30 protein-coding genes are annotated in these 26,668 nt (G+C 32.8%); 15 read left to right on the top strand and 15 right to left on the bottom strand.

The window, feature by feature from the left end; genetic code table 11:
• Position 1: 1 nt before the first annotated feature.
• Genes rnz through NKOR_RS09370 form a run of 4 tightly spaced genes read right to left on the bottom strand, consistent with a single transcriptional unit; the run spans position 2 to position 4,507 of the window.
• Positions 2 to 901 carry a ribonuclease Z gene (gene rnz / locus NKOR_RS09385; RefSeq protein ID WP_014964114.1) on the bottom strand — a complete coding sequence of 300 codons (900 nt, stop codon included), beginning with the start codon at positions 899 to 901 and terminating at the stop codon, positions 2 to 4.
• Positions 898 to 1,845: a TRM11 family SAM-dependent methyltransferase gene (locus NKOR_RS09380; RefSeq protein ID WP_014964113.1), complete on the bottom strand. Its 948-nt coding sequence runs from the start codon at positions 1,843 to 1,845 to the stop codon at positions 898 to 900. The genes rnz and NKOR_RS09380 overlap by 4 nt, the downstream gene beginning before the upstream one ends.
• The gene (locus NKOR_RS09375) at positions 1,845 to 2,720 is read right to left on the bottom strand and encodes a ribose-phosphate diphosphokinase (protein WP_014964112.1); all 876 of its coding nucleotides are present in this window, start codon (positions 2,718 to 2,720) and stop codon (positions 1,845 to 1,847) included. The genes NKOR_RS09380 and NKOR_RS09375 overlap by 1 nt, the downstream gene beginning before the upstream one ends.
• Before the next feature lie 47 nt (positions 2,721 to 2,767).
• The gene (locus NKOR_RS09370) at positions 2,768 to 4,507 is read right to left on the bottom strand and encodes a mechanosensitive ion channel family protein (protein ID WP_014964111.1); all 1,740 of its coding nucleotides are present in this window, start codon (positions 4,505 to 4,507) and stop codon (positions 2,768 to 2,770) included.
• Between the two features lie 158 nt (positions 4,508 to 4,665).
• Between NKOR_RS09370 and NKOR_RS09365 the strand changes: the two genes are divergently transcribed.
• The 3 genes from NKOR_RS09365 to NKOR_RS09355 all read left to right on the top strand — a co-directional run bounded on the left by NKOR_RS09365 (position 4,666) and on the right by NKOR_RS09355 (position 8,266).
• A complete protein-coding gene (locus tag NKOR_RS09365; RefSeq protein WP_014964110.1) occupies positions 4,666 to 6,012 on the top strand; it encodes a KamA family radical SAM protein in 1,347 nt (448 codons plus the stop codon).
• Positions 6,013 to 6,091: 79 nt separating this feature from the next.
• A complete protein-coding gene (glnA, locus tag NKOR_RS09360; protein WP_014964109.1) occupies positions 6,092 to 7,537 on the top strand; it encodes a type I glutamate--ammonia ligase in 1,446 nt (481 codons plus the stop codon).
• Positions 7,538 to 7,609: 72 nt separating this feature from the next.
• Complete coding sequence (locus tag NKOR_RS09355; protein WP_014964108.1) at positions 7,610 to 8,266, top strand: hypothetical protein; 657 nt, start codon at positions 7,610 to 7,612, stop codon at positions 8,264 to 8,266.
• Here NKOR_RS09355 and NKOR_RS09350 read toward each other — a convergent pair.
• From NKOR_RS09350 to NKOR_RS09340, 3 genes are read right to left on the bottom strand one after another with little or no spacing between them, the layout of a single operon-like run.
• On the bottom strand, positions 8,253 to 9,554 hold the full coding sequence (locus tag NKOR_RS09350) for an APC family permease (protein ID WP_014964107.1): 1,302 nt from the start codon (positions 9,552 to 9,554) through the stop codon (positions 8,253 to 8,255). The two genes, NKOR_RS09355 and NKOR_RS09350, sit on opposite strands and share 14 nt — an antisense overlap.
• Positions 9,555 to 9,564: 10 nt before the next feature.
• Positions 9,565 to 10,248 (bottom strand): VIT1/CCC1 transporter family protein, encoded by a 684-nt coding sequence (locus NKOR_RS09345; RefSeq protein WP_014964106.1) that lies wholly within the window; start codon positions 10,246 to 10,248, stop codon positions 9,565 to 9,567.
• A gap of 1 nt (position 10,249) precedes the next feature.
• The gene (locus NKOR_RS09340) at positions 10,250 to 11,074 is read right to left on the bottom strand and encodes a CBS domain-containing protein (RefSeq protein ID WP_014964105.1); all 825 of its coding nucleotides are present in this window, start codon (positions 11,072 to 11,074) and stop codon (positions 10,250 to 10,252) included.
• A gap of 123 nt (positions 11,075 to 11,197) precedes the next feature.
• On the opposite strand from NKOR_RS09340, the gene NKOR_RS09335 reads away from it, so the two are divergent.
• Together NKOR_RS09335 and NKOR_RS09330 are read left to right on the top strand one after the other, a co-directional pair.
• Positions 11,198 to 11,620 (top strand): universal stress protein, encoded by a 423-nt coding sequence (locus NKOR_RS09335; protein WP_026089917.1) that lies wholly within the window; start codon positions 11,198 to 11,200, stop codon positions 11,618 to 11,620.
• Positions 11,621 to 11,720: 100 nt separating this feature from the next.
• The gene (locus NKOR_RS09330) at positions 11,721 to 12,875 is read left to right on the top strand and encodes a J domain-containing protein (RefSeq protein WP_014964103.1); all 1,155 of its coding nucleotides are present in this window, start codon (positions 11,721 to 11,723) and stop codon (positions 12,873 to 12,875) included.
• On the opposite strand, the gene NKOR_RS09325 is transcribed toward NKOR_RS09330, so the two are convergent.
• Positions 12,872 to 14,647 (bottom strand): HAMP domain-containing protein, encoded by a 1,776-nt coding sequence (locus NKOR_RS09325; RefSeq protein ID WP_014964102.1) that lies wholly within the window; start codon positions 14,645 to 14,647, stop codon positions 12,872 to 12,874. The two genes, NKOR_RS09330 and NKOR_RS09325, sit on opposite strands and share 4 nt — an antisense overlap.
• Before the next feature lie 147 nt (positions 14,648 to 14,794).
• Here NKOR_RS09325 and NKOR_RS09320 point away from each other — a divergent pair, with 147 nt between their 5' ends.
• Positions 14,795 to 15,790: a cupredoxin domain-containing protein gene (locus NKOR_RS09320; RefSeq protein ID WP_014964101.1), complete on the top strand. Its 996-nt coding sequence runs from the start codon at positions 14,795 to 14,797 to the stop codon at positions 15,788 to 15,790.
• Positions 15,791 to 15,822: 32 nt separating this feature from the next.
• Here NKOR_RS09320 and NKOR_RS09315 read toward each other — a convergent pair whose 3' ends face one another.
• Both NKOR_RS09315 and NKOR_RS09310 read right to left on the bottom strand, forming a co-directional pair.
• Positions 15,823 to 16,122, bottom strand: a complete 300-nt coding sequence (locus NKOR_RS09315) for an ATP-binding protein (RefSeq protein ID WP_012216147.1) — start codon at positions 16,120 to 16,122, stop codon at positions 15,823 to 15,825.
• Positions 16,123 to 16,252: 130 nt separating this feature from the next.
• Positions 16,253 to 16,849 carry a hypothetical protein gene (locus NKOR_RS09310; protein WP_014964100.1) on the bottom strand — a complete coding sequence of 199 codons (597 nt, stop codon included), beginning with the start codon at positions 16,847 to 16,849 and terminating at the stop codon, positions 16,253 to 16,255.
• A gap of 26 nt (positions 16,850 to 16,875) precedes the next feature.
• Between NKOR_RS09310 and NKOR_RS09305 the strand changes: the two genes are divergently transcribed.
• Complete coding sequence (locus NKOR_RS09305; RefSeq protein ID WP_014964099.1) at positions 16,876 to 18,024, top strand: aminotransferase class V-fold PLP-dependent enzyme; 1,149 nt, start codon at positions 16,876 to 16,878, stop codon at positions 18,022 to 18,024.
• On the opposite strand, the gene NKOR_RS09300 is transcribed toward NKOR_RS09305, so the two are convergent.
• Positions 18,019 to 18,276: an Lrp/AsnC ligand binding domain-containing protein gene (locus tag NKOR_RS09300; protein ID WP_014964098.1), complete on the bottom strand. Its 258-nt coding sequence runs from the start codon at positions 18,274 to 18,276 to the stop codon at positions 18,019 to 18,021. The genes NKOR_RS09305 and NKOR_RS09300 overlap by 6 nt on opposite strands.
• 75 nt (positions 18,277 to 18,351) lie before the next feature.
• Between NKOR_RS09300 and NKOR_RS09295 the strand changes: the two genes are divergently transcribed.
• The gene (locus tag NKOR_RS09295; protein WP_014964097.1) at positions 18,352 to 18,993 is read left to right on the top strand and encodes a cyclase family protein; all 642 of its coding nucleotides are present in this window, start codon (positions 18,352 to 18,354) and stop codon (positions 18,991 to 18,993) included.
• 48 nt (positions 18,994 to 19,041) lie between these two features.
• Positions 19,042 to 19,536: a dual specificity protein phosphatase 23 gene (locus NKOR_RS09290; RefSeq protein ID WP_014964096.1), complete on the top strand. Its 495-nt coding sequence runs from the start codon at positions 19,042 to 19,044 to the stop codon at positions 19,534 to 19,536.
• A 1-nt stretch (position 19,537) separates the two neighbouring features.
• Here NKOR_RS09290 and NKOR_RS10150 read toward each other — a convergent pair whose 3' ends face one another.
• From NKOR_RS10150 to NKOR_RS09285, 3 genes are read right to left on the bottom strand one after another with little or no spacing between them, the layout of a single operon-like run.
• The gene (locus NKOR_RS10150; protein ID WP_014964095.1) at positions 19,538 to 19,684 is read right to left on the bottom strand and encodes a hypothetical protein; all 147 of its coding nucleotides are present in this window, start codon (positions 19,682 to 19,684) and stop codon (positions 19,538 to 19,540) included.
• A gap of 10 nt (positions 19,685 to 19,694) precedes the next feature.
• Positions 19,695 to 19,847 carry a hypothetical protein gene (locus NKOR_RS10145; protein WP_014964094.1) on the bottom strand — a complete coding sequence of 51 codons (153 nt, stop codon included), beginning with the start codon at positions 19,845 to 19,847 and terminating at the stop codon, positions 19,695 to 19,697.
• A gap of 30 nt (positions 19,848 to 19,877) precedes the next feature.
• Positions 19,878 to 20,414, bottom strand: coding sequence for a hypothetical protein (locus NKOR_RS09285; RefSeq protein WP_014964093.1), 537 nt, complete (start codon positions 20,412 to 20,414; stop codon positions 19,878 to 19,880).
• A 51-nt stretch (positions 20,415 to 20,465) separates the two neighbouring features.
• On the opposite strand from NKOR_RS09285, the gene NKOR_RS09280 reads away from it, so the two are divergent.
• Genes NKOR_RS09280 through cobJ form a run of 6 tightly spaced genes read left to right on the top strand, consistent with a single transcriptional unit; the run spans position 20,466 to position 25,626 of the window.
• Positions 20,466 to 20,744 (top strand): RpoL/Rpb11 RNA polymerase subunit family protein, encoded by a 279-nt coding sequence (locus NKOR_RS09280; RefSeq protein ID WP_012216139.1) that lies wholly within the window; start codon positions 20,466 to 20,468, stop codon positions 20,742 to 20,744.
• 2 nt (positions 20,745 to 20,746) lie between these two features.
• Positions 20,747 to 21,061, top strand: a complete 315-nt coding sequence (locus NKOR_RS09275; protein ID WP_014964092.1) for a transcription factor S — start codon at positions 20,747 to 20,749, stop codon at positions 21,059 to 21,061.
• Positions 21,062 to 21,095: 34 nt separating this feature from the next.
• Positions 21,096 to 21,842, top strand: coding sequence for a proliferating cell nuclear antigen (pcna) (pcn, locus tag NKOR_RS09270; protein ID WP_014964091.1), 747 nt, complete (start codon positions 21,096 to 21,098; stop codon positions 21,840 to 21,842).
• Between the two features lie 35 nt (positions 21,843 to 21,877).
• Positions 21,878 to 23,281: an aspartate kinase gene (locus tag NKOR_RS09265; RefSeq protein ID WP_014964090.1), complete on the top strand. Its 1,404-nt coding sequence runs from the start codon at positions 21,878 to 21,880 to the stop codon at positions 23,279 to 23,281.
• 38 nt (positions 23,282 to 23,319) lie between these two features.
• Positions 23,320 to 24,783, top strand: a complete 1,464-nt coding sequence (locus tag NKOR_RS09260) for a DUF7482 domain-containing protein (protein WP_014964089.1) — start codon at positions 23,320 to 23,322, stop codon at positions 24,781 to 24,783.
• Positions 24,784 to 24,828: 45 nt separating this feature from the next.
• On the top strand, positions 24,829 to 25,626 hold the full coding sequence (cobJ, locus tag NKOR_RS09255; protein WP_014964088.1) for a precorrin-3B C(17)-methyltransferase: 798 nt from the start codon (positions 24,829 to 24,831) through the stop codon (positions 25,624 to 25,626).
• On the opposite strand, the gene NKOR_RS09250 is transcribed toward cobJ, so the two are convergent.
• Positions 25,620 to 26,666, bottom strand: coding sequence for a tyrosine--tRNA ligase (locus NKOR_RS09250; protein WP_014964087.1), 1,047 nt, complete (start codon positions 26,664 to 26,666; stop codon positions 25,620 to 25,622). The two genes, cobJ and NKOR_RS09250, sit on opposite strands and share 7 nt — an antisense overlap.
• Positions 26,667 to 26,668: the final 2 nt, after the last annotated feature.

Below are 26,668 nucleotides of genomic sequence, written 5' to 3'. Positions count from 1 at the left end.
TTCATTTAATTTCTATTTCTAAAAGATCTCTTGCAGTAATCACTGAATCATGAATTTCTTTTGCTTCTCTCAAATGATTAGACTCATCTTTGTATCTAGCTGAAAAATGTGTCAAGATTAAATTCTTAACCTTGGCATTTTTTCCTAGTGTTGCAGCCTGTTTTGCAGTTGAATGACATGTATCTTGAGCCTTTTGTTTTTCTTCATCAAGAAATGTAGAATCAAATACAAGATAGTCACATTCCTCAAAAAATTCTTCTAATTCTTTTGTAGGCATTGTATCACCTGAAATTCCTATTTTTATACCTGGACGTTTTTCTCCTAGAACCTGTTCAGGTTTTATTATTTTTTCATTAATTGTAACCTCATTTCCATTTTGTAGTTTATTCCATAACTCCCCTTCTGGTATTCCTAATTCCTTAGCTTTCTCAACATTGAATCTTCCTGGTTTGTCTTTTTCTTCAAACAAATATGAAAATGCAACAATTGAGTGATTAGCCTTACATGTTCGTATTGTAAATTTTTCATTTTCAAAAATTTTTTCATCTTTAATTGTGTTAATTAAAATAGGAAATGATAATCCAAAATTTAAAATTTTGATATTTGCAGCAATAAATTCCTCAATTCCACTTGGTCCAAAAATCTCTAATGTTTCTGTTCTATTTTGCATAGACATTGTTTGCAGCAACCCTAAAATTCCTACACAATGATCTCCGTGAAGATGAGTAACAAAAATTTTCATTTTTTTATTCCATCCTAATTTTGATTTCATGTAGGAGATTTGGGCAGATTCTCCTGCATCAAACATAAGAATTTCTCCTTCTCTCTCAAGGCAAATGCATGATAAACCCCTGTTTTCAGTGGGCTGAGCAGCTGATGTTCCTAGAAATACAAGCTTCATTTTATCAAAATTGTCCTTGTCAAGCTTTTATGCCTATAGATTTGATATTTTTTTGATCCTTTTAGTTTTAGATTGTCTCCCAATTCTTTTTTGTACATTATGGCCATTTTCTTTCTTTTTGGCATTATGGCAACAAATTTCTTTATGATTTCTTCTGGTTTTTCTGATGTCTTTGAGGTTTTTCCATATGGGAAATCAGTAACAATTCCATCAAACTTGTCAGATAAATTCTTGATCTCTTGAAAATCTGCATGAATTATTTTTGATTTATAGCCATTTTCTTTGAGATTTTTTTTCGTAATTTCTACCATTTTTTTATCAAAATCTAATCCAATTGCATGAATTCCCATTGATTCTGCTTCTAAGAGTGTTGTACCTGTACCACAAAAAGGATCACATACTGTTTCTCCTTCTTTTAATCCAATGAGATTAATCATTGTTCTTGTTAATTTCCAATCTAACTCATGTGGTTGAGTTATTACTTTTTTTGGCCTTTTTTGATCTTCGATTTTTTTGGAGAATCCAAAAAAATTCTCTTTATCTGTAAAAATTAGGTATACTGTAATGTCTGGATTTTCAAGCTTAACTTTTGCATTAGAAAATTTTGATATCATATCACCCATAGAATTTTCTAATTCTGGTATGTTAAACTGATTTGATGATAGATTAATAATTCTACAAACAAAGGTTTTTGCATTTTTTAATATTTCAAAATGCTCTTCATCAAGAAACAATCCTGACATTTTTCGTAATATTTGTCCTGATGTTTTAACAAATGATGCTCGTTTTGAAATTTCATACCAATTAGTTTTTGATTGAATAATCACTAAATTTGAAATAACTTTAACTTTGGAAAATCTATCAAAAGATTTTGATATAGCAATAATTTCATCCACTGCAATTTTTAACTGATCTTTGGATAATACAAAAAAACTTTCTGGCATTATACTATTGCCTTTGCTATTGTATCTGATACATCAACTATTGATGTTTTACCAGGAATTGTATTTGTACTTACAATTTTTGTAACTCCTGATTTTTTAATTTTCTTTTCAGCATTATTCATCAAAAGAGCATGAGTGCATGCAACAAATATTTTGTTGCATTTTTCTTTTTTCAGAAATTTTGTTGCATTAATTATGCTACCACCAGTGCTTATCATATCGTCTACTAAAATTAGATCTCTTCCAACAACATCTACTTTTTTTGTTTTAATCTTTACTTTGCCTGTTTTCCTGTCTCTGTTTTTTTCTAGAGCGATGTATTCTATTCCCATTTTTTTTGCAAACTCTTTTGCCCTTCCTTTTCCACCTTGATCTGGTGAAACAATTAATGGATTTTTCAGGCTCAATTTCTTAAAAAACTTGACAAGATCTGGAATTGCTGAAATATTTTTTGATTTTATTGTAAAATATTTGAGTCCAATTAAACTGTGAATGTCTACTGCAATTATTTCTGATGCGCCTGCTCCTTTGAACAATTTTGCTAAAACTTTCATTGTAACAATCTCGCCTGGTAGAAATTCTCTATCTTGCCTTGCATATCCCATATACGGAATTACAGTAACTACCTCAGATGATGTTTCTTTAGCTTTTGAAATCATGGATAATATCTGTATTAGATTCGTATCAACAGGTGGGTATGTTGATTGTATTACAATTGACTTTTTTTTTGATATCTCTCCATCTAATGTGATCTTACTTTCTCCATCAGGAAAAATCCTAACATCTGCTCTTACCAGATTTGCCTTAACTTTTCTAGCTAATTTCTTACCCAAATCTTCAGAAGCTTTTCCACAAATTACTGATAGTTTTGTCAACAAGCAAATGTGAATTGATGGGATTCTTAAGTTTTGAGAAAACGAGATTAGTCTTCTCCGCCACCACGTCCAATATCGCCCGTACCATATTCATCCAGCACTCTTTTTCTATCCTGATCTCCTTTACTGATTTCTTCAAATTCTTTCTTTTCATCACCTTGATAGATGGTTCTAATTGGCCATGGAATTCTGATGTCGTATCTCTTAAACTCTTCATACATTATCATCCTCAAATCAGTTTTTGTTTTGAATTGTGCACCGTAATCTCTTACATACAGCCACATTGAAAAGTCAAGTGAGGAATCATTAAAATCATTAAATCTAATTACTGGTTGAACAACTTCTACATGAATATCTCTGTCACAACCACAACTTGGTTTATTTTCATCTAGATATGGACATCTGTTCTGTCTTACTAGATGTCTTCCTTTACCATCAACAATCTCCTTCATACCTCGTTTTCCAACTTTTACTAAAATAGATGCAACCTGACGAGGGTTGTTAAGATATGAAACACCAACTTTGACTATTGCTGGAACAAGTTTGTTTTCTTTTGTATAATTGATAATCTGTGCTGAAACAAGTTGTCTTGTTGGAATGATTGCAATTGATTCGTGTAATGCATCTCTAATGTATGTAACTCTGGGAGTTATTTTGTGTACATATCCGTTATACCCTGTCTCTAATTGTACTCTGTCTCCTTCTACTACAATCTTGTCTTTTCTAATCATGATATATGCAAAATAATTCTGCATCGTTTCTTGTAATGCTAAACCTAAACCAATTGAGAAACCACCAGTTGCTGTAGCAAGAACTATCAAATCTACTCCCCACCATGCAATAACTCCCAAAATGGTAGCAGCAAAAATCCCTATCGGTAGAACTTGTTTTGCAGACTTTGGAATTCCCTCTCTTTTCTTTTCAGCATATCCTGGAGGACGAGAACTTGGAATAATTGGTTCATAACCATGTGTGCGTTTTTCTTCTCGCCAAACATCAATGGGATAAATTTCCTCTGGTTTTGCACCTGGTGTTAATTTTCTTCCGGATTGGTTGTTTCCTGAAACACAATTTTGAAAATATTTTTCATATTTTGCCCGTTCTGATTTTTTCCAGTCTTCAAATGGATCTTCCACTAATTTTTCATATCCTCCAATGGGATTACCTTTTGTTGTTCTGAACTGTTCTAATTTTTGCATTCCTTCTTTGGATTTTAACAATTCTTTGAATTCATCTTCTTCAATATCTTCAGGTGTGATTTTTGGAGGTACCCATTTGTACAACTTGTGAAATAGATCACCATTATCATCAACAAACCCACGCATTTCAAACCAAGCATCAAAGTCTTCTCTCTCTAAAATTGATTTATCACGTTTAGTAAGAGCTATTGGAATAAGATGTGAAACAGTATATCCTATTACAAGTATGTTGAAAGTATTGAGAATTTTTGCAAATATTTTTTGAGGAGCCATTTCTCCATCTTTAACTGCATTAAAATCCTCTTCTAGTAAGATACCTGTCTGAGTATAGATGTTAATGGTTGTAATTAGAGCAATTGCAAAAAAAGGCAAAACAGCTCTTCTAAGAAATCTTGAGACATGTGGTCTCTGATAATAGAATTTTTGTGAACTTACCCAAGATGAAAATTTTCTATATCCTATGGCAATTCCAATAATTCCAACTATCATGATGATAAATGCCAACTGGAGTGATTCTGAAGATGCTAGAAGCTGTGAAACAGTCTCAAATTCTCCTACTGAAATTTGTGAAATGTCTTCTTCTGCCAAAATGATTCCCTATTCTAATCACATTCATAGTCTAGAATAAAATGTTAAGGAATATTCTCATATTTTTTAAAATTTTTGCTAATTTTTTATTAAATTTGAACAGTTTTATGCGTAAAAAATTTGTAACCTTTAACAAGGGTTAGCGTGCTAATTACTAAGTGACCTATCAAGAATCAGTTTGGGATGATTCTCCTTCACTCAAATCATACACATTATCAAATTTTCGTGATCTTCCACAAATTCAGAATCTTTCTGAAGAAAAACAGTTTGAGATGGAAGTTGTAGGAAATGTTTTGCCATTTAAGGCAAATAACTATGTGGTTGAACAATTGATCAATTGGGATAACATACCAACCGATCCGATGTATGTTTTGACATTTCCTCAAAAAGGAATGCTAAAGCCTGAACATTACTCAAAAATGGAAAATACTCTAAAAAATACTTCTGATAAAAAAGAGATAGCAAATGTTGCAAATGAAATTCGTTTACAACTTAATCCTCATCCAGCAGGACAAATGGAGCTAAATGTCCCAACTTTGAATGATGGAACAAAATTGTATGGCATGCAACACAAATACAAGGAAACTTGTCTGTTTTTTCCAAGTCAAAGTCAGACTTGTCATGCATATTGTAGTTTTTGTTTTAGATGGCCTCAATTTGTTGGTATGGATGAAATGAAATTTGCAATGCAAGAAGGAGAACAACTTGTTCAATATGTTTCAGAACATCCTGAAATTTCAGATGTTCTCTTTACCGGTGGTGATCCAATGATAATGAAAGCAAAAATGTTCTCCAAATATGTTGATGCTTTAATTGAAGCGAAACTGCCTAATCTTAAAACAATTAGAATTGGAACAAAAGCACTTTCTTATTGGCCATACAAGTTTTTGACTGATTCAGATTCACAAGAAATGTTGGATGTTTTTAGAAAGATCACTGATAATGGATTACATCTTGCATTTATGGCTCACTTTAACCATCTAAACGAGCTATCAACTGATGCCGTAAAGTCTGCAATCAAAGAAGTAAGGCAAACAGGCGCTCAAATTAGAACTCAATCGCCACTTTTAGCTCATATCAATGATGATGCAGAAATGTGGTCAAAAATGTGGACAAAACAGGTCCAACTTGGATGTATTCCATATTACATGTTTGTTGTAAGAGATACAGGCGCTCAGCATTATTTTGGAGTTCCTTTGGTTAAAGCATATCAAACCTTTGGCCAAGCATATTCTACTGTTAGTGGGTTGGCAAGAACTGTACGCGGACCTAGTATGTCAGCAACTCCTGGAAAAGTTCAGGTCGTTGGAACTACAGAATTTAACGGCCAGAAATTACTGGTTTTGAGATTTTTGCAGGGACGAAACCCAGATTGGGTCAAAAAACCATTTTTTGCAAAATATGATGAAAATGCGATTTGGTTAGATGATTTAAAGCCTGCATTTGGTGATAAATTCTTCTTTGAAGACGAATTAAATGCAATTAAGGCATCAAAAAGCAGTTAATTTTCATAATTTACCTGACCATCTTGACAAATCTATCTTACATGATAACATTAGTAAATTGATTTTCTAAAATTATCAATTGAACGCAGAACAAGTGCTCCAAACCATAAAAGCTGAAAAAATATCATTTCTCGATTTTTGGTTTGTAGATATTTTTGGTGAATTGCATAACGTTGGTATGCCAAGCTATGCAATTGATGAAAATAGTTTTGTAAATGGTCTTGAAAAATTGGATGCAAGCTCAATTGTTGGATTCAAAGCTGTAAATCATTCTGATATGATTTTAATGCCAGATCCAACTTCATTTAAAATTCTTCCACCTGATTATGATCCTGGTAATAGGAGAAATGCTCGAATTTTCTGTGATTTGTATGATGGGAGTACTGATGAAAGTTCAAGATACAACAGAGATTCAAGAGGAATTGCACATAAAGCAACAAAGAAACTCAAAGAATTCGGATTCACTCATACAAATTGGGGACCTGAAATAGAATTTTTTGTTTTTGACACTATCAATGTTTATCCATCTCCATACGCTGCAACTCAATCATATGGTGGTTCAGGTTACTCTATTGAATCTAAAGAATCACCTTGGGCTAAAGGAAATGTTAGTACTGCAATTAATCTGAAAGAAGGATATTATCCATCTCAACCTAAGGATACTCTTGAGGGGTTTAGAAAGGATGTATGTGATGACTTGTATAATTTCTTTGGAATTAGAATAGAAGCAGAACATCATGAAGTTGCAACTTCTGGTCAATGTGAAATTAATCTTGAATATGATGAAATGATCCAGATGGCTGATCATGTAATTGGAGTGAAAAATTTAGTTAAAGTCAAAGCTAAACGAAAAAACAAAGTTGCAACATTTATGCCAAAACCAATTTTTGGTGATAATGCTTCAGCAATGCATACTCACCAAAGTTTATGGAATGATAAATCAAATGTAATGTATGATAAAGATGATGAACAAGCACAAATGAGTCAGACTGGACGATATTACATTGGAGGAATTTTGAGCCATGCCTCAGCGTTATGTGCAATTTCAAATCCTACAACAAATTCTTACAAACGTTTGGTTCCTGGATTTGAGGCACCAGTCAATGTTTGCTGGGGATTGGGAAACAGATCAGCTGCAATAAGAGTTCCAATGTATAATAGAAATCAAGAAAAAAGCAAGAGGATTGAATATAGAGTCCCTGATCCTACTGCAAACATCTATCTCTTAGAAGCTGCATTATTACTTGCGGGTTTAGACGGAATTAAAAATAAAATTGATCCTGGAGATCCAATTGAAGAAAATATTTACAAACTTTCTTCAGAAAAGAAAAGGGAATATAAAATTGGTTCATTACCTGTATCGCTAAAAGGTGCCCTTGATTCCTTATCCTCTGATTCAAAATTCCTTGAAGAAGTGTTCACAAAAGACTTTCTTGATGTGTATTCTGAATTAAAATACAAAGAATATGTTGCGTTTGCTCAAACCCCAACAGCATGGGAAGTTTCAATGTATGCTGATGCATAATTGGTACAAATTCATAGTATAACTAATTTCAAACAATATAACATTTTTAAAATCAAATCTAGTTTTTTTAGCATGAAACTTGAAATTTTATTTCTTTTATTGTTGATTCCAAGCTCAATTGGAATCGTATATGGACATACTATAGATGCTGTTGGTGAATATAGAGTAGAAATTGGATGGATGAATGAACCAGTTGTTTCAGGAGAAACAAATGCGATTGAATTCTATGTTAGTCCATTAATTCCATGTCCTGAAATTTCAAAACCCATAAAATGTGCAGAATCTCAAGAATTTCAAAACGGAATTGAAGGTTTAAAAAAAACAGTAAAAATACAATTAATTTTCAAAGATGAAAACATAATGCTTCCACTTTCACCAGACCATGACATTCCTGGAAAATATTATGCATTTGTTAATCCTACTGTATCTGGATTTTATCAGGCTAATGTGTTGGGAACTATAACAGATACTCCAATTAGTTTATCAATGCATCCTCCCAAAGTTGAAGAACGAGCATACATTGAATTTCCTGAACCATCTGATATTACAATACAACAAATGATTGATGGACATACTGCATTAATTGAGGATATTGGTGAACTAAAAGAATCTGTAAATGATTTAGAAGAGACTAAACAACAAATGGATATGGGCTATGCAGGAACAGCTGTTGGACTAATAGGTATAGCAATTGCAGTTGTTGCACTTACAAAATCTAAAAAGAATTAGACTCTACAAAATAATTTCTTCTTTTTAAAACCAAATACAAAACTACTCCAATTCCCATAATGCCTAGCCCTACAAAAACAACTTGAATATCAAATTGTAATGCCATATAGATAGTTGTTCCGAATCCAAACAATGGTAAAATTGGAAATTTTCCAATATTGACTGGGACTCTAAATGGTCTTTCCAATACTGGTTCTGTATATCGCAAGACAATTACTGCCAAATTAATTGCTGCAAATGTGATAACTACTGCAAAAACTACAATATTTGCTATAATTACAATGTCTCCAACAAAGGCAAATCCAATTGATGCTATCAAAATTCCAACAACTGCAATCCATGGTGTATTTGTCTTAGGATGAACTCTGGCTAAAAATTGAGGCAATGAATTGCTTTTTGCCATTCCATACAGAATTCTTGCACCAGCAACCAATGTTATCAGAACAGTACTTGCAGTTGCAAATAGCGCAATTAATGACAAGGTAATACTGCCATTTGTACCCAAAACTGAATGTGCTACATCTGCCAATGGCGCAGAGGATAATGCCAATTCTTCCCAATTTAGAATTCTTACTGCTGATAATGAAACTAGAACGTAAATTATACCCGTGATGACTATTGATATTATTATTGCTCTTGGAATTGTTTTGTGAGGTCTTCTAACTTCTTCAGCAACATTTGCCATATCCTCAAATCCGATAAATGCAAAGAAAATCAAAACAAATGCTAGAATTATCCCAGTAATTCCATTTGGTGCTTCTAAATAGTCTATTGGTTCAACTGGTTCTGCACTAAAACCAATAACAATAATTAGAATTAAGCCTGCTGCAGTGATTAATGCGAAAATAGTATTTGCCCATGCAGATTCTTTTATCCCAATAAAATTTACAATCGATAAAACTATAATCAAAAATATTGCTCCAATCGTAATTGGTAAATCAACAAACTGAGTAAGATAACCTCCAAATCCTAATGAAACAGTTGCAGCAACTATAATCGATGTAATTGCTGTTAACCATCCTATAATAAAACCAAAGAAATTATTCTTGAATGCATTTTTTACAAATGTGTATTCTGCAGCAGCTTTTGGATATAGTGCAGATAACTCTGCATAACTTAACCCTGCAAAAATTGCAACTATTGCACCTAACAAAAAAGAAATCCACATTGAATTTCCAGCAAATCCTGCAGCTTCACCAATTAATACATAAATTCCTGCACCAAGAATTAATCCAACACCATACATGATGAGATGAAAAAGTCCCATGTGTCGCTTTAGTTCAGACATTTACGCTTTCCTAATTTACTAGAAAATTTAATCCATATCCTACAAAATATGCAACAAATGCTGCTACTCCTCCTATGATTAGTGTATTTATTCCTGAACGAATTTTTGATTTTTTTACAATTTTTCCTTTGATCATACCTACAAGAAGGAATGCTACACTTACTGCAATTATAGAATAACTAAATGCCTCCGAATTTGGTTCAACTCCAATCATTATGAAGATCATAAATGGTATTAATGGAATTAAGCCAATTAGATTAAATCCAATAAAAGTACTAAAAGAACTATCTAAAGGATTTTTTTCATCTTCAATTAATCCTAATTCTTCTTTCATCATAGTATCCACCCAAACTTTTCTTCTGGATGTAATGATCCTAACAACTTCTTCTAATAATTCATCTTTGAATCCTTTTTCCTTGTAAATATCTCTGATTTCATCTCTTTCTTGTTCTGCTAAATTGTCAATTTCCCATTCTTCTTGTTTTCGTTTCATTTGGATAAACTCATTTTTGGCTTTTGATGCCTGATAATTTGCAGCTGCCATTGAAAATCCGTCTGCAAAAAGATTTGCAAATCCTAAAATCAAAATAATTCCAGGTGATAAACCAGCTCCTACAACTCCTGCAACAATTGCAAAAGTTGTTACTGCTCCATCAATAGAGCCATAAACAAAATCATCAAAATGCCATTTCATGTTATGATGACAGTGCCTTTGCTACATCACTTTTACTAATTATCCCTGCAATACTATTATTCCCATCAAGAACAACTAGACCGCTTACATTATTCTCTAATAACACATTACATGCTTCTACTAAATCTTCATTGAATTTGATAGTGATTAGCCCCTTACTCATTACATCTCTAGCTAATGAAATATCCCCAAATCCTTCTGTAGAGAGAAATCCACGTCTAACATTGTCAAAATTTGTGCCCGAAAAATCATCTTCACTGCCAAGCTCAATTGATATCCTAAACAAATCTCTAAATGAAATAACTCCTACTGGTTCTTCTTGTTGATTTTTTACTATAATTCTTGAAATTTTCTTTTCTAACATTTTTCTTACAACTTTATACAATGGTGCAGCAGTATGTGTATATTCATAATCATGAGTCATAAAATCTACAACTTTACTTTTTTCTGATGGTTTTTCAGCAAAATATCTCACAAGATCACTTTTAGTAATTATTGCTTTAACTTCTTGCTTTTCACCTATAGCTAATGAGCTAACTTTTCTCTCAATCATTATCTTTGCAGCATCTTCTGGTGTAATATCTTGTTTAACAAATTCAATTGGATTCATAATGTCTGTAATGGGAATTTCTTCCAACCCTCTCTTTGTTGTTTCTGAAAACAAAAACAGCCCTATGTCTTTTTCAGTAATTATGCCAATATGTTTTCCACCATCATTTACAATTAATCTGCTGATCTTTGTATTTAGTAACATTTTGATTGCATCTGAAATTGTAGAATTTTTGATAATAGAGATTGGCTTGTTTGAAATTTCAGTAATTATCATTCTTAATTTACAATATTTTTTGTATAAAAACTGCAGATATAATTTTCAATTCTGATTATAATTTCCAGTTTCATCTTTGGAAATACTAATTATTCTTATATTGGTTGAATTCAGATGTCAGACATGGCAAAGTTTTCAAAAATTCTTGTCCCTCTTGATGGTTCTGCAAATGCCAATCGTGGTTTGGATAGAGCAATCGAGATTGCGAAAGGCAGTGGTGCTGAAATTACTGGATTCTATGTATTTCATTTGCCTCTGACAGCAGGAATAAAGTATACACAAAAAATGAAAGATGATGCACAAAAAAAAGCCGTAAAAGCTATTGGTCCTGCAATGAAGAAAGCACAAAATGCTGGTGCTAAATTCAAATATCAAACAGGCGGTGGTCACACTGGTTCTGAAATTGTCAAATACGCTCAAAAGGGCAAATTTGACATGATTGTAATTGGTGCAAGAGGTGTGGGTGGTGCAAAAGAAGCATTTCTTGGAAGCACATCAAATTATGTAATGCACAAAACCAAGATACCTGTATTAGTTGTCAAATAGTGCCCCTTTCTAATTTTTTATTTTCAAATCCTTGATATTTTGTAAATGTAATAACCTAAAAGTATAGGAATTATGAAAAATTATTTGGACAGTACTGGATATGGTTGAAAGTAATTATGATATTTTAGGAATTGTCGAAGGAACTAGTGATAAAGAAATTCGTGATGCATTCAGAAGACTAGCCTTACAGTATCATTCTGATCGTGGTGGAGAAAATGAACAATTCATAAAAATTAAACAAGCATATGAGGATCTAAAAATTGGCAAAAAATATCCTGAAACAGATATTGAAAAAATAAAAAACTCAAGAGTATATTCTGATGAATCTGAAGCAGATGTAAAAAGAAAAAATCAGATTCTGGGACAACAGTTGTCTAAAGAAATGAAAACAGCTGAAGAGTGGGCAGCAGCATTAAATCGAGCAAATTCAACTGCCTCAAGATTATTTGGTTCAAAAACTCTTGGTGAAATTGAATTGGAAAGAAAAGCCAATGGTGCTTTATCTATTAAAGGAAATTTTATGGCTGGAAGTTTAACTTATGATGGCCCAATTACTATGCAGGGAAGTATTACCAGTCCATCTTGGACTAAAGAATTTCAAACAAATATTCATCTAACAAAAGGAGACTTCAAATTTGTTGATCCTGTGGAAAATAAATACAAAATTGAAAATGGTGCTAAAATTATTGTAGATAATGGAAACGTTGTAGTAGGAAATATTTTTGGCAGAAAATTTAGAGTTGAAGATCCTGATGGAAAGGTTGGCGTCTATAAAATACTGGAACACAGAACTCAAGTTTCGGCTCCAAATGGTAAGATTATTGCTGAAAATGTAGTAAACACCGTGTCTTTAGACGCTGACACAGTTATTGTTCTAAATGTAGAAGATGATGTAACAATCTCTGCACGTGAGGTCTTGTTTTATGGAGGAAAATTTACGTATGATTCTGTTATCAAACTAAAAGAAGGAGGCTCAATTAGATTTTTTGAAAATTTCTCAATTCAAGGATTGAGTGGTGATGCAAAAATTGAATTAGAAAACGGTAAGAAAATTAGATTATTTGATCTCAAAACAAAGAAAATCAAAGATTTATCTGATGAATTTGTTCCTAACAAGGCAAACTATGCAAATGATGCAACCATGGTAGGACATGGATTTACAATTACATATGACATGCTCAACAATCTATCAAAAAAACCCACAAAAAAACAAAAATCAGGTTGGGCATCAAAGTTTGGTTTTTCTAGAAATTAATCAGATTTTTTATTAAAATACTCTGGCCTTTTTCTTCTGACTTCAAAAATATTGTAACCGTATTTTTGTTTTAATTCAATTATACATAATTCTGTAAATTCATATTCTGAAAAATCCCTAAAGATCTTTTCTACATTTTCACCAACAACTAAGCTGTTTTTAGGACAAAGTGAATTTATTTTAAAACATCGATTTACAGTAGGACCAAAAACATCACTAATTTTTGAAGTAGTACTTTCAGCTACTTTGACAGGACCATATGTTAAACTAATTTTATAATCTACTATGGGCATATTTTCTTTTTTAAGTTCTTCTTGTAACTTTCTATGTGATTCAACCATACACAAGCAACATTCTAGAATATTTTTCATGTTTTCATCATTGTTGGTATCTACGTTTGCAAATCTAAACATCAATGCATCCCCAATATTTTTTATGACTTCTCCTTTGTGATTGATAACAATCTTTGCCATAAAATTCAAAAATATTTCATATAGCTTAGAAATATCCTGATCAGATAATTTTGATGATATTCTAGTAGAATCTGCCATGTCAATTACTCCGACACAATCATTTTCTTCACGTTGTGAGAACTTCAACAACGTATCACCTTCAAGCTGTTTGATGACTTCGTCTTTTTGTTTAATCTCGATTAATGATTCTTGTAATTTTTGTGCCATTAAATCAAATGCATTAGATAATTCTGCAATCTCATCTCTTGTCTTGATATTGGTTCTAACATCAAAATTACCATCTGCAATTTTATTTGCAGCTTTTTTGAGTGCACGTAGTGGATGTGACAATGACTCAGCAGCAAAAAATGCAACTAATCCCATTGCCATCGTTATGAGTAAACTAGTAAGGACAATTCTGGTCTGTAGAATTTTTATTGGTTCAACTAATTCTTTCTCGTCCATTTCTGCAAGCAAGACAATACCAAATTCTGGCATGCAATAAGATGATCCATATATCGAAATTCCTCTATAATCAGGATAAACTCCAACATATTCCATGTTATTGGTAAAACATTCTTGAACACCAACTGTATCTACTCGTTGTTCAAATACTGCATTTTCAAAAAATCTAGATTCAGACAACATTACAAAGTCACTATTAACAATGTAGACTTCACCCGTTTCACCCAATCCACTTCTGTTAAGCAAAATATTGTCAATTGCAGCAGTTCTCATTCTAGAAATGATGACCCCAATAGCTTCATCTCCAATTTTACTATCTATGGCATAAACAGGAGTAACAACAATCATTTTTTTACCCGTTCCTGAAGGTTCAAAATCAACAAATGACTCCTTTAACCCTCTCTGAAAATACTCGTTTTGAGAGTAATCCTCATCAGATATTCCTACTAGTGAAAAGAACACATTTCCATTATTCCCAATTATTTTAGTATCTTCAAATCCAATTGAAAATCCGACAAGTTCTTGAAATGCTTGTACTTGAATTAGAAAATCTCTACGTTTTTCTTCTTTCATAGATTTTAATTCTAGTTCTGAAACCCCATCCATCTCTGAAACCAAAAATCGAATCATAGGATCATTTGCAAGAATCTTGTTTTGTTCTATTCTTGTCTCAAAAAGTAATCTTAGAGATTCTCCTCTGATATCTGATTCACCGTGTAGCAACTCCCCTCCCCTCTCTTTAAGAGTCTCAGTGGAATAATCTATGCTCATGTAAGATATGACTCCTAAAGCAGTCATTGTTACAAGCATGACAAGCAAAACAAGTTTTTTACCAAGATTTACTGAGATTGTCAATTTTATTCTTTGTTGTTTTTATGTAAATATCAAGGCTTCTAGTATTTCCAAGTATATTTCATCTCCAATAATTCTTTCATCTGATAATTACTTTCGATTTTGAGAATAACCTGATAGATTTATTATAAAATTTAACGTTCTTAATTTATGCATTATTTCTTCATACTTTCAATAATCCTATTCTCAGGCTCGATTCCTTTTGCTTTTGCAGATGAATACATAGTTGATATCCCGTTTGGTGCGTACAATCCCGAACTAAATACTCCTGCAGAAGTTTGGTATGACCCTCCTTTGATTAACGTCATTGTTGGAGATACAATAACTTGGTATAATGATGACAGAGAGACTCATACAGTTACTAGTGGTGATGGACCAGGGCGATTTGGTTGGATGGACAATAAAAATTTTGGAAAACCTGATGGGATATTTGATAGTGGAGAGTTTTCACCAGGAGACTCTTGGTCATACAAATTTGAAGAATCAGGAACTTTTTCTTATTTCTGCACAATTCATCCTTGGATGGAAGGAATTGTAGTTGTTGAAAAGGAGATTCCTGATTATCCACATGATGCAACAGGCCAAAAAGTTGAATTTCCTTTATTACAATATACTCCAGATTTAGATCTTGAAGTGAATCTGTCGTGGGATCCTCCGGTAATTAAAACACATGAAAAAATTCAATTTGTATATCAATTCTATGATCCACAAACAAATTCCAATCTTGCAGAAATGAAATATGATTTTGTTATTTTTCAAAATGGTCAAGAAATTTTCCGTGATGAAGGATTAAGTCAGATTGGTGGTGATTACAGAAATTTTGTTTTTACTGATTCTGGTTCAATCATAGTTAGAATAGAAGGAATTCACTCTCCATCGCTTTTAGCTGAGGAAAGTGTTACTGTGTTTGGTGGTGTAGAATCTAAAGAACAAAGATCAGTGGATTTCACTGCAGCAGTTTATGATAATCCAGAAAAGACTACTCATGAAACTTTTCATATTAAACCTGCACAAAGATTGACAACATATTACGAGTTGATGATTGTCATTATTCTTATTCCAGCTGTAATGTTTATTGCGGTATTATTTTGGTTGAAGAAGAAACCTGATGTATCAAAAACCAAACCTGGGGCTGTTAAAGTCTAAAATAAGAAAAAGAAATTAAAAGTTGAACTAATCTAATCGATTAATTCGGTCCAACCTTTTACGAAGACTGAATCTTTGTGGAGTGGAACTGGTTGTCCAACAGTAAAGTCCATTGGTCTCATCCAAAAGATTGCTTTTGTTGGGCATACACCGATGCATGCACCATCAGAAATACATCTTTCTGGGTAAAAGACAAATGCTTTACCTCTCTTCCAGCCTTCAACTGGTTTTACTCTAAGGACATCTGGACCAAGTGTTGTACAGATTTCTACACATAGTGCGCATCCGATACACATTTGTTCGCTTATGTCTGGAATAATTCCTACTGGCATAACAAAATAAAATCTTGATTTGTCATTAATATAATTTGCCTAAAAATATCACGTTATAACGGCGTTTGAAATTTTATAACGGCGTTTGATTTTTGATCGCCTTTCAAACAAAAACCAGTTTTTTCCACTTCTATGTCTTGAAATTTTTTGAATCTTCATCTATGGAACGCATACTCAAGTTATTTTCAATCTTCTTTAGAAAGTAAACCCCTGTTTTAGCAGATTTTATGATCTGCTTTCCCCCTGGAGTAAGAATCCAACCCTCCTTTTCTTTTTTCCTAGCCATTGCAGTAATGACAATAGACGAACTCGTATCTTTTCCTAATGATGAAAGTAACATGATACACGAATTAATGAATATGGCTGATTCTAAATCATCAAACATGTTGTAGATGCCATTAAACGAATCAATAATTACAAGAAACTCTTCTTTTGAGATCTTAGAAATTATTCCTGCAAATTCTTTTTTCCAATTCTCTTTTGTTATGTGAAGAATTGTTACATTGTCTCTTTTCTGAATTATTCCTGATTCAACATATCCTGTATAAAGTAAATCTATATCTACAAAAATCACTGGTTTCTCAAAACAGTTGATTAATTTATTTAGGAATTCTGCTTTGTGAAATGGCTCTGAACAAAGTACTATGTTGGGTATCTTCTCTCTAAATTCATTTTGAATATTAACTAGTTTGCTATCTAAAATTTGGTCAGGACTTTTATCCAACACCCATCTAGCATTTTACAGATATAATAATGAATTTAGCATCAAAAGATATCTCAGATGACTTTCCTAATTCTAATAAAATCTATCTAAATAATGCATCAGTTTCTCTAATGCCAACCCAAAGCATTGAAGCAATGAAAGATTTTCTAATATCATACAACTCTATTGGCCCTGATTCAAAGGAATCAGAACCGTTTGTAACTGAAAAACTAAGATCTGTAAGAAAAACAATAGCAAAAATTATCTCTTGTCAACCTGATGAAGTGGTTTTAACTCAAAGTACTACTGATGGGATCAATATTGTTGCAAACGGTCTTGCATTTAATGAAAATTCAAACATGATTATACGTGGAATGACTCATGAACACCATTCAAATTTTTTTCCATGGCTAAAACTAAAAGAAAAGATTTCCATAAAAAATCTTACAATTGACAAAGATGGGTTTTTCAAACTTGAAGATCTAGAATCACTAATAGACAGTAATACAAAATTAGTTGCTCTGAGCCACGCTTTGTATAACACTGGTTCAATTTTACCAATATCTAAAATCGCAAAAATTCTTGATGATGAGGTGCCTCTTTTTGTTGATAGCGCACAAACTGTAGGTTGTATTGATGTTAATGTTTCTAAAATGAATTGTAATTTTATGTCCTTTAATGGTTCAAAGTGGCTTTGTGGTCCTATGGGCACTGGTTTGTTTTATTGCAATAGAAAATCAAGCGAACTGTTAGAACCAAAAACTATTGGTGGAGAATCTGCCATTATGTATGATGATACAAATCTAGCATTCAAAGAACTTCCTGATAAATTCCAAACTGGATTTAGAAATTATGTTGGAATTGTTGGATTAGAATCTTCTGCAAATTACTTGCTTGATTTTGGAATTGAAAACATTCGTAAAAAAAATCAACATTTGTCAAATCTTCTCAGAGAAGAATTATCTAAAATTCCAAAAATTATTTTGTTTGGTCCTGAAGATCCTAATACTAGAACTAGTATTGTATCTTTTAATATTGATGGAATGGATTCTCAAGAACTTGTTGACAGACTTGAAAAACAAAACATAATCTTAGCTGTAAGAGAAATTATGGAAAAAAAGATTGTACGAGCATCACCTCATTTCTTTAACACTGAATCAGAAATACTATCAGTAATTGATGCAATAAAGAAACTATAGATTCTCTTGTTCTTCTATGACCATCATGGTTAAAGTAGATTGAACTTTGGTAATCTTCCTGATTTTATTGGTGATAATTGAACGTAGTTTTTCAGCATCATCTGAAGACAATTTTAAGACGATATCGTATACTCCGTATACACCTTGAACTTCATAGGTGACATCCTCATCTGTAAGGATTTGCTTTACTTCATTGATGATTGATTCATCTGATCCTAAATCAGAATTTAGTAGAACATATGCAGTAGGCACACGCAATTTTTACTCAAAGAGTATTTAACTTTTCATAATTCAAAAATTGATTAATTAGCATTTTGTCTTACTGGTGTGAAACCGATAGATCTAACACTTACAATATCCAAATCTATTCCAAGTTTTCCCGGTTCTCCAAAACCACAGTTCATTTTTTGGTCAAATATCAAAGAAGATGGATATAATCTTGAGTTATTGTTTCTAAGCTCACATACTGGAACTCATCTTGACGCACCTTTTCATTTTGTTAAAAATGGTATCAAAATTGATCAGATTCCACTTGATAGACTAATGCGCCAAGCCATATTGGTCAAATTAAAAAAATCAAAAAATTCGCCCATCACAAAATCAGAAATTCTCCAATTCGAGAAAAAAAATGGAAATATTCCCAACAATTCATCTGTTTTCTTTTTTACCGGGTGGCAAAAAAATCTTAAAAATAATAATTATTTTACAGAGAATCCTGGACTAGCATTATCTGCTGCCAAATATCTTGTACAAAAAAAGATAAACCTTGTAGGCATTGATTCACCTAGCATTGATCTTGGACAAGATGAATCATTTACTGTTCATCATGTCTTATCAAAAAATAATATCTTGATAGTAGAAAACCTCGCAAATTTGGATAAAATTTCATCAAAGGAATTTAATTTTACAATTCTTCCGCTAAAACTAAAAGATGCAACAGGTTCTCCTGTAAGAGCCGTGGCATTCTAACTATGTTCTTTCGTAATGCTAAAAATATAGTAAATGCTGATATCTATCATGAGCAAACCTGGTAATCTTTGGAGAAAAGTTCATGGAAAAATTACAAAAAAACCTACTAACTTTTCTTGGCTGATTGAAGAAAAATTAGCAGGATCAGGTATGCCAACAAGTTTTGATGAATTTGGTTGGATTGTAAATCAGGGTGTAAAATCAATTGTAACTATGACTGAAAACGCTTTACCTGATAATTGGGTACAAAATATTGATTATCTTCATGTACCTACACCTGATTTTACAGCTCCGGATATGGAAAAAATTGATTCTGCAGTAGATTTTATCCATGAACAAATTACAAATGATCAAGCAGTGATGGTTCATTGTGCAGCAGGAATGGGAAGAGCTGGAACAATACTTGCATGTTATTTTGTAAAATACAAAAATTTTTCCGCAGAGAAAGCTATTCAAAAAATTCGTGAAGAAAGACCAGGTTCCATTCAATCTGAAGTACAAGAACTAGCTATTGGTTTTTATGAAAAACATGTAAAAAATTAGTTTAAACAAATTCTGAAACTAATTTTCCATCGACAATTTTGATTTTCAAAGTTTTATTTTCTTGAAAAATCATAGTGAGACCGCCATCTGAATCTGGATCTTCTACCTTGACAAGTTCTAACATTTTGATTGCATCATATTTTTCCATTCATATTCACCTATTCTGGGATTGATACCGTTTCAATTTTTCCATCATTTGCCTTGATGAATAAAAATCTGTTATCTTTAAAGATAAAGGTAATTCCACCTTCCTTGTCAGGATCTTCAACTTCAAGAATTGGCTGACCTAATAGACCATCATATTTTGCCATATTGATTTCATCAAAAAGTTCCTTATATCCCTAATTGATTTTGATTTCAATCTCTTTTGAATTGTTCTTGACGCTTCCTGGTTCTGTAAAATCGTGTTTTTGCCATGATGCAAATGCTTCTGCACCAATTTTGTGTGTACCTTTTCCCAAATCTTCTGCCTTGAAAACAAATTTTTCATTAAAATCAAACAATTCTTGCCTTACCTCTTCTTCTGATAGTCTGATAAATGGCTCAAAATTTTTAGCCACTTGAACCCAAATCCTTCTGTCTTTCATAGGGTTAACAAGTTTAGGATTACGTGTCCAAAATATTGATGCCTTTCTGTAGGTATCAATTGTTCTGCCTAACTCTTTTTTCCTAAATCCGCCTGTAGTCAATTTTACACCACATTTCATTTTGAATGAAACATCATTGTTGTTGTACGCTTTAGTCCAATTTGCCTCATTAAATGAGTCTCTTAGGTCACCTTCGACTGAAAATCTAACGTTTATCTCAATATTTTCGTCTGAAGAGTATTCATCCTTGGATTTTACCAATTCTATGTCTGAAATCCTGCTTTCGCCCATTTCTACTGCTCATAATGATTTATATCCGCAATAAGTGCTTTTTCTGAATACATGAACGCACAAGTGATCAGTTCAGAAGCCAAAGAAATCAACCTTTCAATCACTGAAACCGACATTGGAATTTTGTACCTAATTCAACATGAGCTTCTAAAAGAATCAAATATTGATTTTGCAGGTGTTATTGTAAAACATCCACTTACAAATGAATGTTGGATGAGAATTAATTCTAGTTCAAAACCACTAGGTGAAATAAAGAAAGCAACAGATTCAGCAATAAAAATGGCAGATGAGTTCAAACAATTGTTTAATTCAAAACTTAAGGTAAATTAGAATTGAAATTTTGCCCCAAATGTGAGGTTAAATTAAAAAAAGGTACCTCTGGCCTTCAATGCTCAAAATGTGGTTATACAGAAGGACAAGAAGAAAAGCAGGCCAAAAAAATTATTGAAAACGAACAAGAAGAATCCATTTTGGCTTTTGAAGGAAATGAGGGAGAAGAATCTCATCCAACCATCAAAATTGAATGTGAAAAATGTGGACATGATGAAGCAGTTTGGTGGATGCTTCAAACAAGAAGTGCAGATGAACCAACAACACAATTTTATCGCTGTACAAAATGTAAGAATACTTGGCGTAATTACGCATAACGTTTAACTGGAACGTAAAGTCAACAAAATTGATTTGACTTTTGGAGCAAAAACAAGTGGTTCTGATGATCTAAAAGCAATTATCTCCGCAATTTCGACACTTGTTGAAGAAGCAACTTTTGTTGCAACAGCTGAAGGAATTTCTTTTAGAGGAATGGATCCATCTCATGTTGCTCTAATAGATATCTCATGGCCTAATTCTGCATTTGAAAAATATGAGTGTGACAGTGACATAAAATTTGGAGTAAGAATAGATGAATTTTCAAAACTTATCAAAAGAGCAGACAAAAAAGATAGTATAGAAATCAGCATTTCTGAACAAAATCTGTTACTTGTTACTGTAGGTAAAAATAAAAAATACAAAATGCGTTTAATTGAAAGCTCTGCAACAGATACACCATTGCCAAAAATTCCTTATGATTCTAAAATTATATTGTCCTCATCAAAGTTTGACAAGATTCTAGGTGATGTTCAGGTTGTGTCAGATTATCTGACAATACATACATCCGATTCTAAAGGAGATTTTTCAGGAAAAGGAGACTCTGGAGAAGTTACCATTGATTTAGATAAAGACGATGAAGATATTGAAGAGATCTCTTCAAAAGAAGATAGTGTTGGAACCTATAGTTTGGAGTATCTAAATCCTGTAGTAAAAGCAGTAGGAACCACTGCTGGCTTTATTACATGTGAATTTTCAAGCGCAAAACCACTCAGAATTGAATTCAAAGTAGCTAATATTGGTAGAATTCACTTTTACTTAGCTCCACGCGTGGAAAGTTAAAGCATTTAAAGATTAACTAATTCAAGTATTTTGAATTGAGACTAGTAATAAAATATGGTGGAACATCAATCTCGTCTGCCAAAGACATTAGAGCAGTAGCTAATCATCTAAACACACTATCTAAGAAAAATGAAATTGTAGTTGTGTGTTCTGCAACAAGTGGAACAACAGATGATCTAATAGAGATATCTGAATCAATAAAAAAAGAAAACAAATCAAAAGCTGAACAACTAGCATCAAAAATAACTAACCGTCATAAACAACTAGCAAAACAAACAATCAAAAAATTAGATCTACGAAAAAAATTGCTAAAAAACTTTGATGAAGACTTTACAGAACTTATTGCATTAATTGATGGGATGGTATTACTAGGAGAAGTTACTCCTAGAACGATGGATTATCTCTTCTCATTTGGAGAAAGATTGTCCATAAAGCTAGTTTCAATGGCGATCAACGATTCAGGTAAGAAATCAATACCTCTGACTGGAAAAGAAGTAGGAATTGTCACTGACTCTAACTTTGGTGAATCTAAACCTCTAATTGATACAACTAGATTAAGAGTCTCAAAAACTGTGGATAACATCTTCTTAAAGAAAACAATACCTGTTGTTGGAGGTTTTGTTGGTGCAGATCAACATGGACATGTAACTACTTTTGGAAGAGGAGGTTCCGATTATTCTGCAACCATAATTGGTACTTGCATAAAAGCAGATGAAATTTGGCTGATGAGTGATGTAGACGGACTAATGACTGCAGATCCAAAAATAGTTAAAAATGCAAAATTACTCAAAGAAGTTTCCTACATTGAGGCAATTGAGATGGCATTATTCGGTGCAAAACAGATACATCCGCGCACATTTGAGCCCCTATTGTCAAAGAAAATTCCAATGAAGATTAGAAGTTCCTTTAGTGTAAAAAATGAAGGAACTCTAGTAACAGCTTCTCCTTCATCAGCAGTAAAAAATACCGTAAAATGTGTTAGCAATGTTCAAAATAATGGGCTAATCGACATTAGAGGCGGAAGTATGGTTGGAACTCCCGGAACTGCTGCAAAAATTTTTGCAACATTAGCAAAAGCAGGAATCAATGTTATGATGATATCTCAAAATCCTTCTGAATCTAGTATAACAATAGTTGTAAAGAATACTGATCTTGACAAAGCTGTAAGCTCACTTGAGATGGAACTTTTAGGAAAAATCATCAAAAAACTTGAAGTGACGACAAATGTAGCAATTATTGCATTAATTGGTTCAGGAATGCGTGGAACTGTAGGAGTTGCCTCTAAAGTTTTTGGTGCAATTGAGAAAAATAAAGTCAACGTATCAATGATTACTCAGGGCTCATCTGAACTAAATCTTGCATTTGTAGTTAAAAATTCTGATACCAATGCAGCTGTTCGTGCATTACACAATGCATTTGAATTAGATAAAATCAATTAGGACAAAATCATTTAAGGGAATAATCTCAATGAAACTTGTTGAGTAAACTAGTTGCGATATTAATTATTGGTATTTTTGCAACAAGTATTATTACAATTTCTTCAATATCTGATCAGTTTGTTGATGCAGGTTCTAGAAAAAAAATTCATTTCACGCAAACTTTTTCATCATCTCAAGATCCAGGGCAAGGACATGAAAACCACCAATTGTCTCTGATTCTGTCACCTAATGAAGGGACAATCTATGACGGTTCTATGACATTTACCTCTAGTGAGCCTGTTCAGATTGTTGTTTTACATGAAATTAACTCAAATGATGCAAAAGGCCAACCTACCTGGAGTATTGATGGTGATACTGTATATGGATTATCTTTAATTGACTTACAAGAAAAATCGGGATCTTTTGAATTTACAGGAGCAGCACTTGGATTGCACTCTCCAAATTCTAAACCATTCACATCAACAGTTAGTGTTGATGGCTGGATTAGGGGACAACCAACTGAAATTATTATGCAAAAAATTGAATTAGAAAAAGAAGAACCATCATCATTACTTTCTAGAACAAATGTCCCAGCTACCATCCCAATGCATAAAGGAATCTATGGAGGAGAAAAAGTTCTGTACATTATTACTGATGGAAGCGATGAAGAGTATGCAAAAAATCTATCAGAAAAACAAGAATGGAATGTAGAACTTGCACCTGTTCTAGCTGATGTTTCAGAAGATGTTCTTCAAAAAATATTCATTTTTAAAAATGGGATTAAAGGAGATGGGATTTATGGATTCCAAGATGAAGTATTCTCTAGCACTCCACAGCAAGAATCAGAATATAGTGCATTATCTTCTGTAATTGAGGTAACCTGGAAAACAGGTCAAAAAGCAACTGTCTTTGAATCTGCTAGTGATGTAATAGCAGCTGAAGAAGGTGGACGAATTGAATTTAATGAAACAGGTATTGTTCTAAACACTCCACAGATACTTTGGCCTGATGGACAGATGCAAGTACGTTCTGAGAAAGAAATTACTGATGATATGCCATATGGGGGAGGTCAAATCACTGAAATTAATGAAGAAGAAATGACTGTAACATTTGTTGCTCATAGAGGATGGGGTCCTGATGGAAGAACAATCTACTATATTGTTACTGATGCTACTCCGCTTGGTCCTGCTCAAATGATGGGAGTGACATCATCTCCAACATCTGCAAATCTAATTAAACACTCTGCAGCAGTTGATCTTTTCCAGTTCAAAAATGGGATTAAAGGTTCAGGTCCACTAGGATTTCAAGCTGGAATTGCTACTGCTGGATTAGGCGATGAAAATTATAGCCCAATGTGGAGAATCTATCTAATTGAATGGAATGATTCAGAAAATGCAAAAATTCTTGAAACAAAATCTGATATAGATTCATTCAAAACTGATGATCTAATCACTGTAAGTATAGCACGACCAACTAATAGTGATCATATAGTAAATTGTCCATTTGTTGATCCCTTTCAATAATTCACTAAAGGGATAAATTACTTGAAAAGATGATTTGTTTTAAAATTGACTGGAAAATTGTACATTGTTGGTGTAGGTCCTGGACACCATGATCATATGACTTTTCGAGCAAAAGAAGTAATTAGTGAAAGTGATACTATTGTAGGTTATGAAACATACGTAAATTTAGTTTCAGATCTTATCGGAGGAAAAACAGTTCATCGTTATGCAATGACACAAGAAGTTGAAAGAGCCCATCAATGCATTGATCTTGCAAAATCAGGGAAAATTGTATCACTTGTATCAAGCGGAGATCCAGGAATTTATGGAATGGCCGGATTAATCTATGAAACTCTAGCTGAAGGTGGCTGGAATCCTAAAGATGGACTTGAAGTAGAAGTAATTCCAGGAGTGTCTGCACTTAATTCCTGTGCTTCTATTGTAGGTTCACCACTTATGACAGATTTTGCAGTTGTAAGTATGAGTGATTTATTGGTTCCATGGGAAGTTATTGAAAATAGAGTTGAATCTGCAGCTCAAGGTGATTTTGTTCTTGTAATTTATAATCCTGCAAGTAAAAAAAGAATTCATCAGTTACAAGACACTAGAAAAATCCTCTTAAAATACAGAAAGCCAACAACTCCTGTTGCAATTATTATGAGTGCATATAGAGAATCTCAAACAATAGTTATGACTGACTTAGAAAATCTACCAAACCATTCAGACAAATTAGGAATGACTAGTACTGTAATAGTGGGAAATTCATCTACATACTCTTACAAAGATTTGATGATAAATCCAAGAGGATACAAATCAAAATACAATCTAGAAGAACAAACTAATCCAGATCTCAAAGTTCAGTAACTTTTCTTAATAGCATTATGTAATTCTTCAGTTAGATTCAACTTGTCTCTAATTGGAGATATTATTCTAACCAAATAATTTCCAACTGTTTGCTTCAAATCCCCTGGATGTAACTTCTTTTCTGCAAAATCTGTTTCAAGCTGATTATAATTTTGATATGATACATTTCCTCCAAATTTTTCAGGTCTTTCTACACTCATTTCATCAAATTCGTGAAAAATCACAGTCTTTGCAATTTCTAATAACGGGTTGTTCTGTATGTTTGCTTCTTCACACCAAGCTTTGTTCATTTTTTTCTTAATTTCTTCATCTGTGTTATGAATAAAGACTCCTGAATTTGGATCAGATTTACTCATCTTTCCTAGAATCTGTGTATCACTAGTATCTGCAGGCTTTGACAGTCCTGGTAATAGTTTGTGATGAACTGCTACTGGCACCTTCCATTTCATCTTAGGAAATATCTCTCTGACCAGCATGTGGATTTTTCTTTGATCCATTCCAGCATGTGCTATATCTACATCCAAAGAATGAATATCAACTGCTTGCATTGCTGGATAAAGTAATTTTGCAACATCTATCTTCTCTTCATTTTCAGAACGTCCCATAATTGTTAGAGTTCTCATTGTTCTAGCTAATGACATGTGTTTTGTAAATTTCACAAGCTCTGACCAATACTCTGTCTTTTCTTCATAAAGTTTTGAACCTAAAATAATTTCAGCATCAGGACAAACTAATTTGAAAGCATCTTGATAATATTTTGAAACTTTAGAAATTGTTTCCCAGTCTCCTCCTAATTTGTCATTGATTAATGTATGCCAATCTGCAAGAAATATTGTACATTTTACACCAGCTTTTACAAAATCATTAATTTTGAATCCTGTACTAATTAAGCTTCCAAGATGTAAAAAACCAGAAATTTCTAAACCAATGTAGTGTTTTGGAGATGAATTTGTTTTGAATAACTCAATTAGTTCATCACGTGTTACAACTTCTTCAGTTGGTGATCTCTCAATCAAATCAACTTTTTCAGTTATATCCAAAT

The sequence above is a fragment of the Candidatus Nitrosopumilus koreensis AR1 genome, from assembly GCF_000299365.1.
GTDB classification, from domain to species: domain Archaea; phylum Thermoproteota; class Nitrososphaeria; order Nitrososphaerales; family Nitrosopumilaceae; genus Nitrosopumilus; species Nitrosopumilus koreensis.
This window is presented reverse-complemented; position numbering and strand designations above follow the sequence as displayed.

Coding starts and splice junctions, on each gene's coding strand:
- rnz (WP_014964114.1), bottom strand. CDS start 901: ATGAAGCTTGTATTTCTAGGAACATCAGCTGCTCAGCCCACTGAAAAC.
- NKOR_RS09380 (WP_014964113.1), bottom strand. CDS start 1,845: ATGCCAGAAAGTTTTTTTGTATTATCCAAAGATCAGTTAAAAATTGCA.
- NKOR_RS09355 (WP_014964108.1), top strand. CDS start 7,610: ATGAAACTTGAAATTTTATTTCTTTTATTGTTGATTCCAAGCTCAATT.
- NKOR_RS09350 (WP_014964107.1), bottom strand. CDS start 9,554: ATGTCTGAACTAAAGCGACACATGGGACTTTTTCATCTCATCATGTAT.
- NKOR_RS09345 (WP_014964106.1), bottom strand. CDS start 10,248: ATGAAATGGCATTTTGATGATTTTGTTTATGGCTCTATTGATGGAGCA.
- NKOR_RS09340 (WP_014964105.1), bottom strand. CDS start 11,074: ATGATAATTACTGAAATTTCAAACAAGCCAATCTCTATTATCAAAAAT.
- NKOR_RS09335 (WP_026089917.1), top strand. CDS start 11,198: ATGGCAAAGTTTTCAAAAATTCTTGTCCCTCTTGATGGTTCTGCAAAT.
- NKOR_RS09330 (WP_014964103.1), top strand. CDS start 11,721: ATGGTTGAAAGTAATTATGATATTTTAGGAATTGTCGAAGGAACTAGT.
- NKOR_RS09320 (WP_014964101.1), top strand. CDS start 14,795: ATGCATTATTTCTTCATACTTTCAATAATCCTATTCTCAGGCTCGATT.
- NKOR_RS09315 (WP_012216147.1), bottom strand. CDS start 16,122: ATGCCAGTAGGAATTATTCCAGACATAAGCGAACAAATGTGTATCGGA.
- NKOR_RS09305 (WP_014964099.1), top strand. CDS start 16,876: ATGAATTTAGCATCAAAAGATATCTCAGATGACTTTCCTAATTCTAAT.
- NKOR_RS09290 (WP_014964096.1), top strand. CDS start 19,042: ATGAGCAAACCTGGTAATCTTTGGAGAAAAGTTCATGGAAAAATTACA.
- NKOR_RS10150 (WP_014964095.1), bottom strand. CDS start 19,684: ATGGAAAAATATGATGCAATCAAAATGTTAGAACTTGTCAAGGTAGAA.
- NKOR_RS10145 (WP_014964094.1), bottom strand. CDS start 19,847: ATGGCAAAATATGATGGTCTATTAGGTCAGCCAATTCTTGAAGTTGAA.
- NKOR_RS09285 (WP_014964093.1), bottom strand. CDS start 20,414: ATGGGCGAAAGCAGGATTTCAGACATAGAATTGGTAAAATCCAAGGAT.
- NKOR_RS09280 (WP_012216139.1), top strand. CDS start 20,466: ATGAACGCACAAGTGATCAGTTCAGAAGCCAAAGAAATCAACCTTTCA.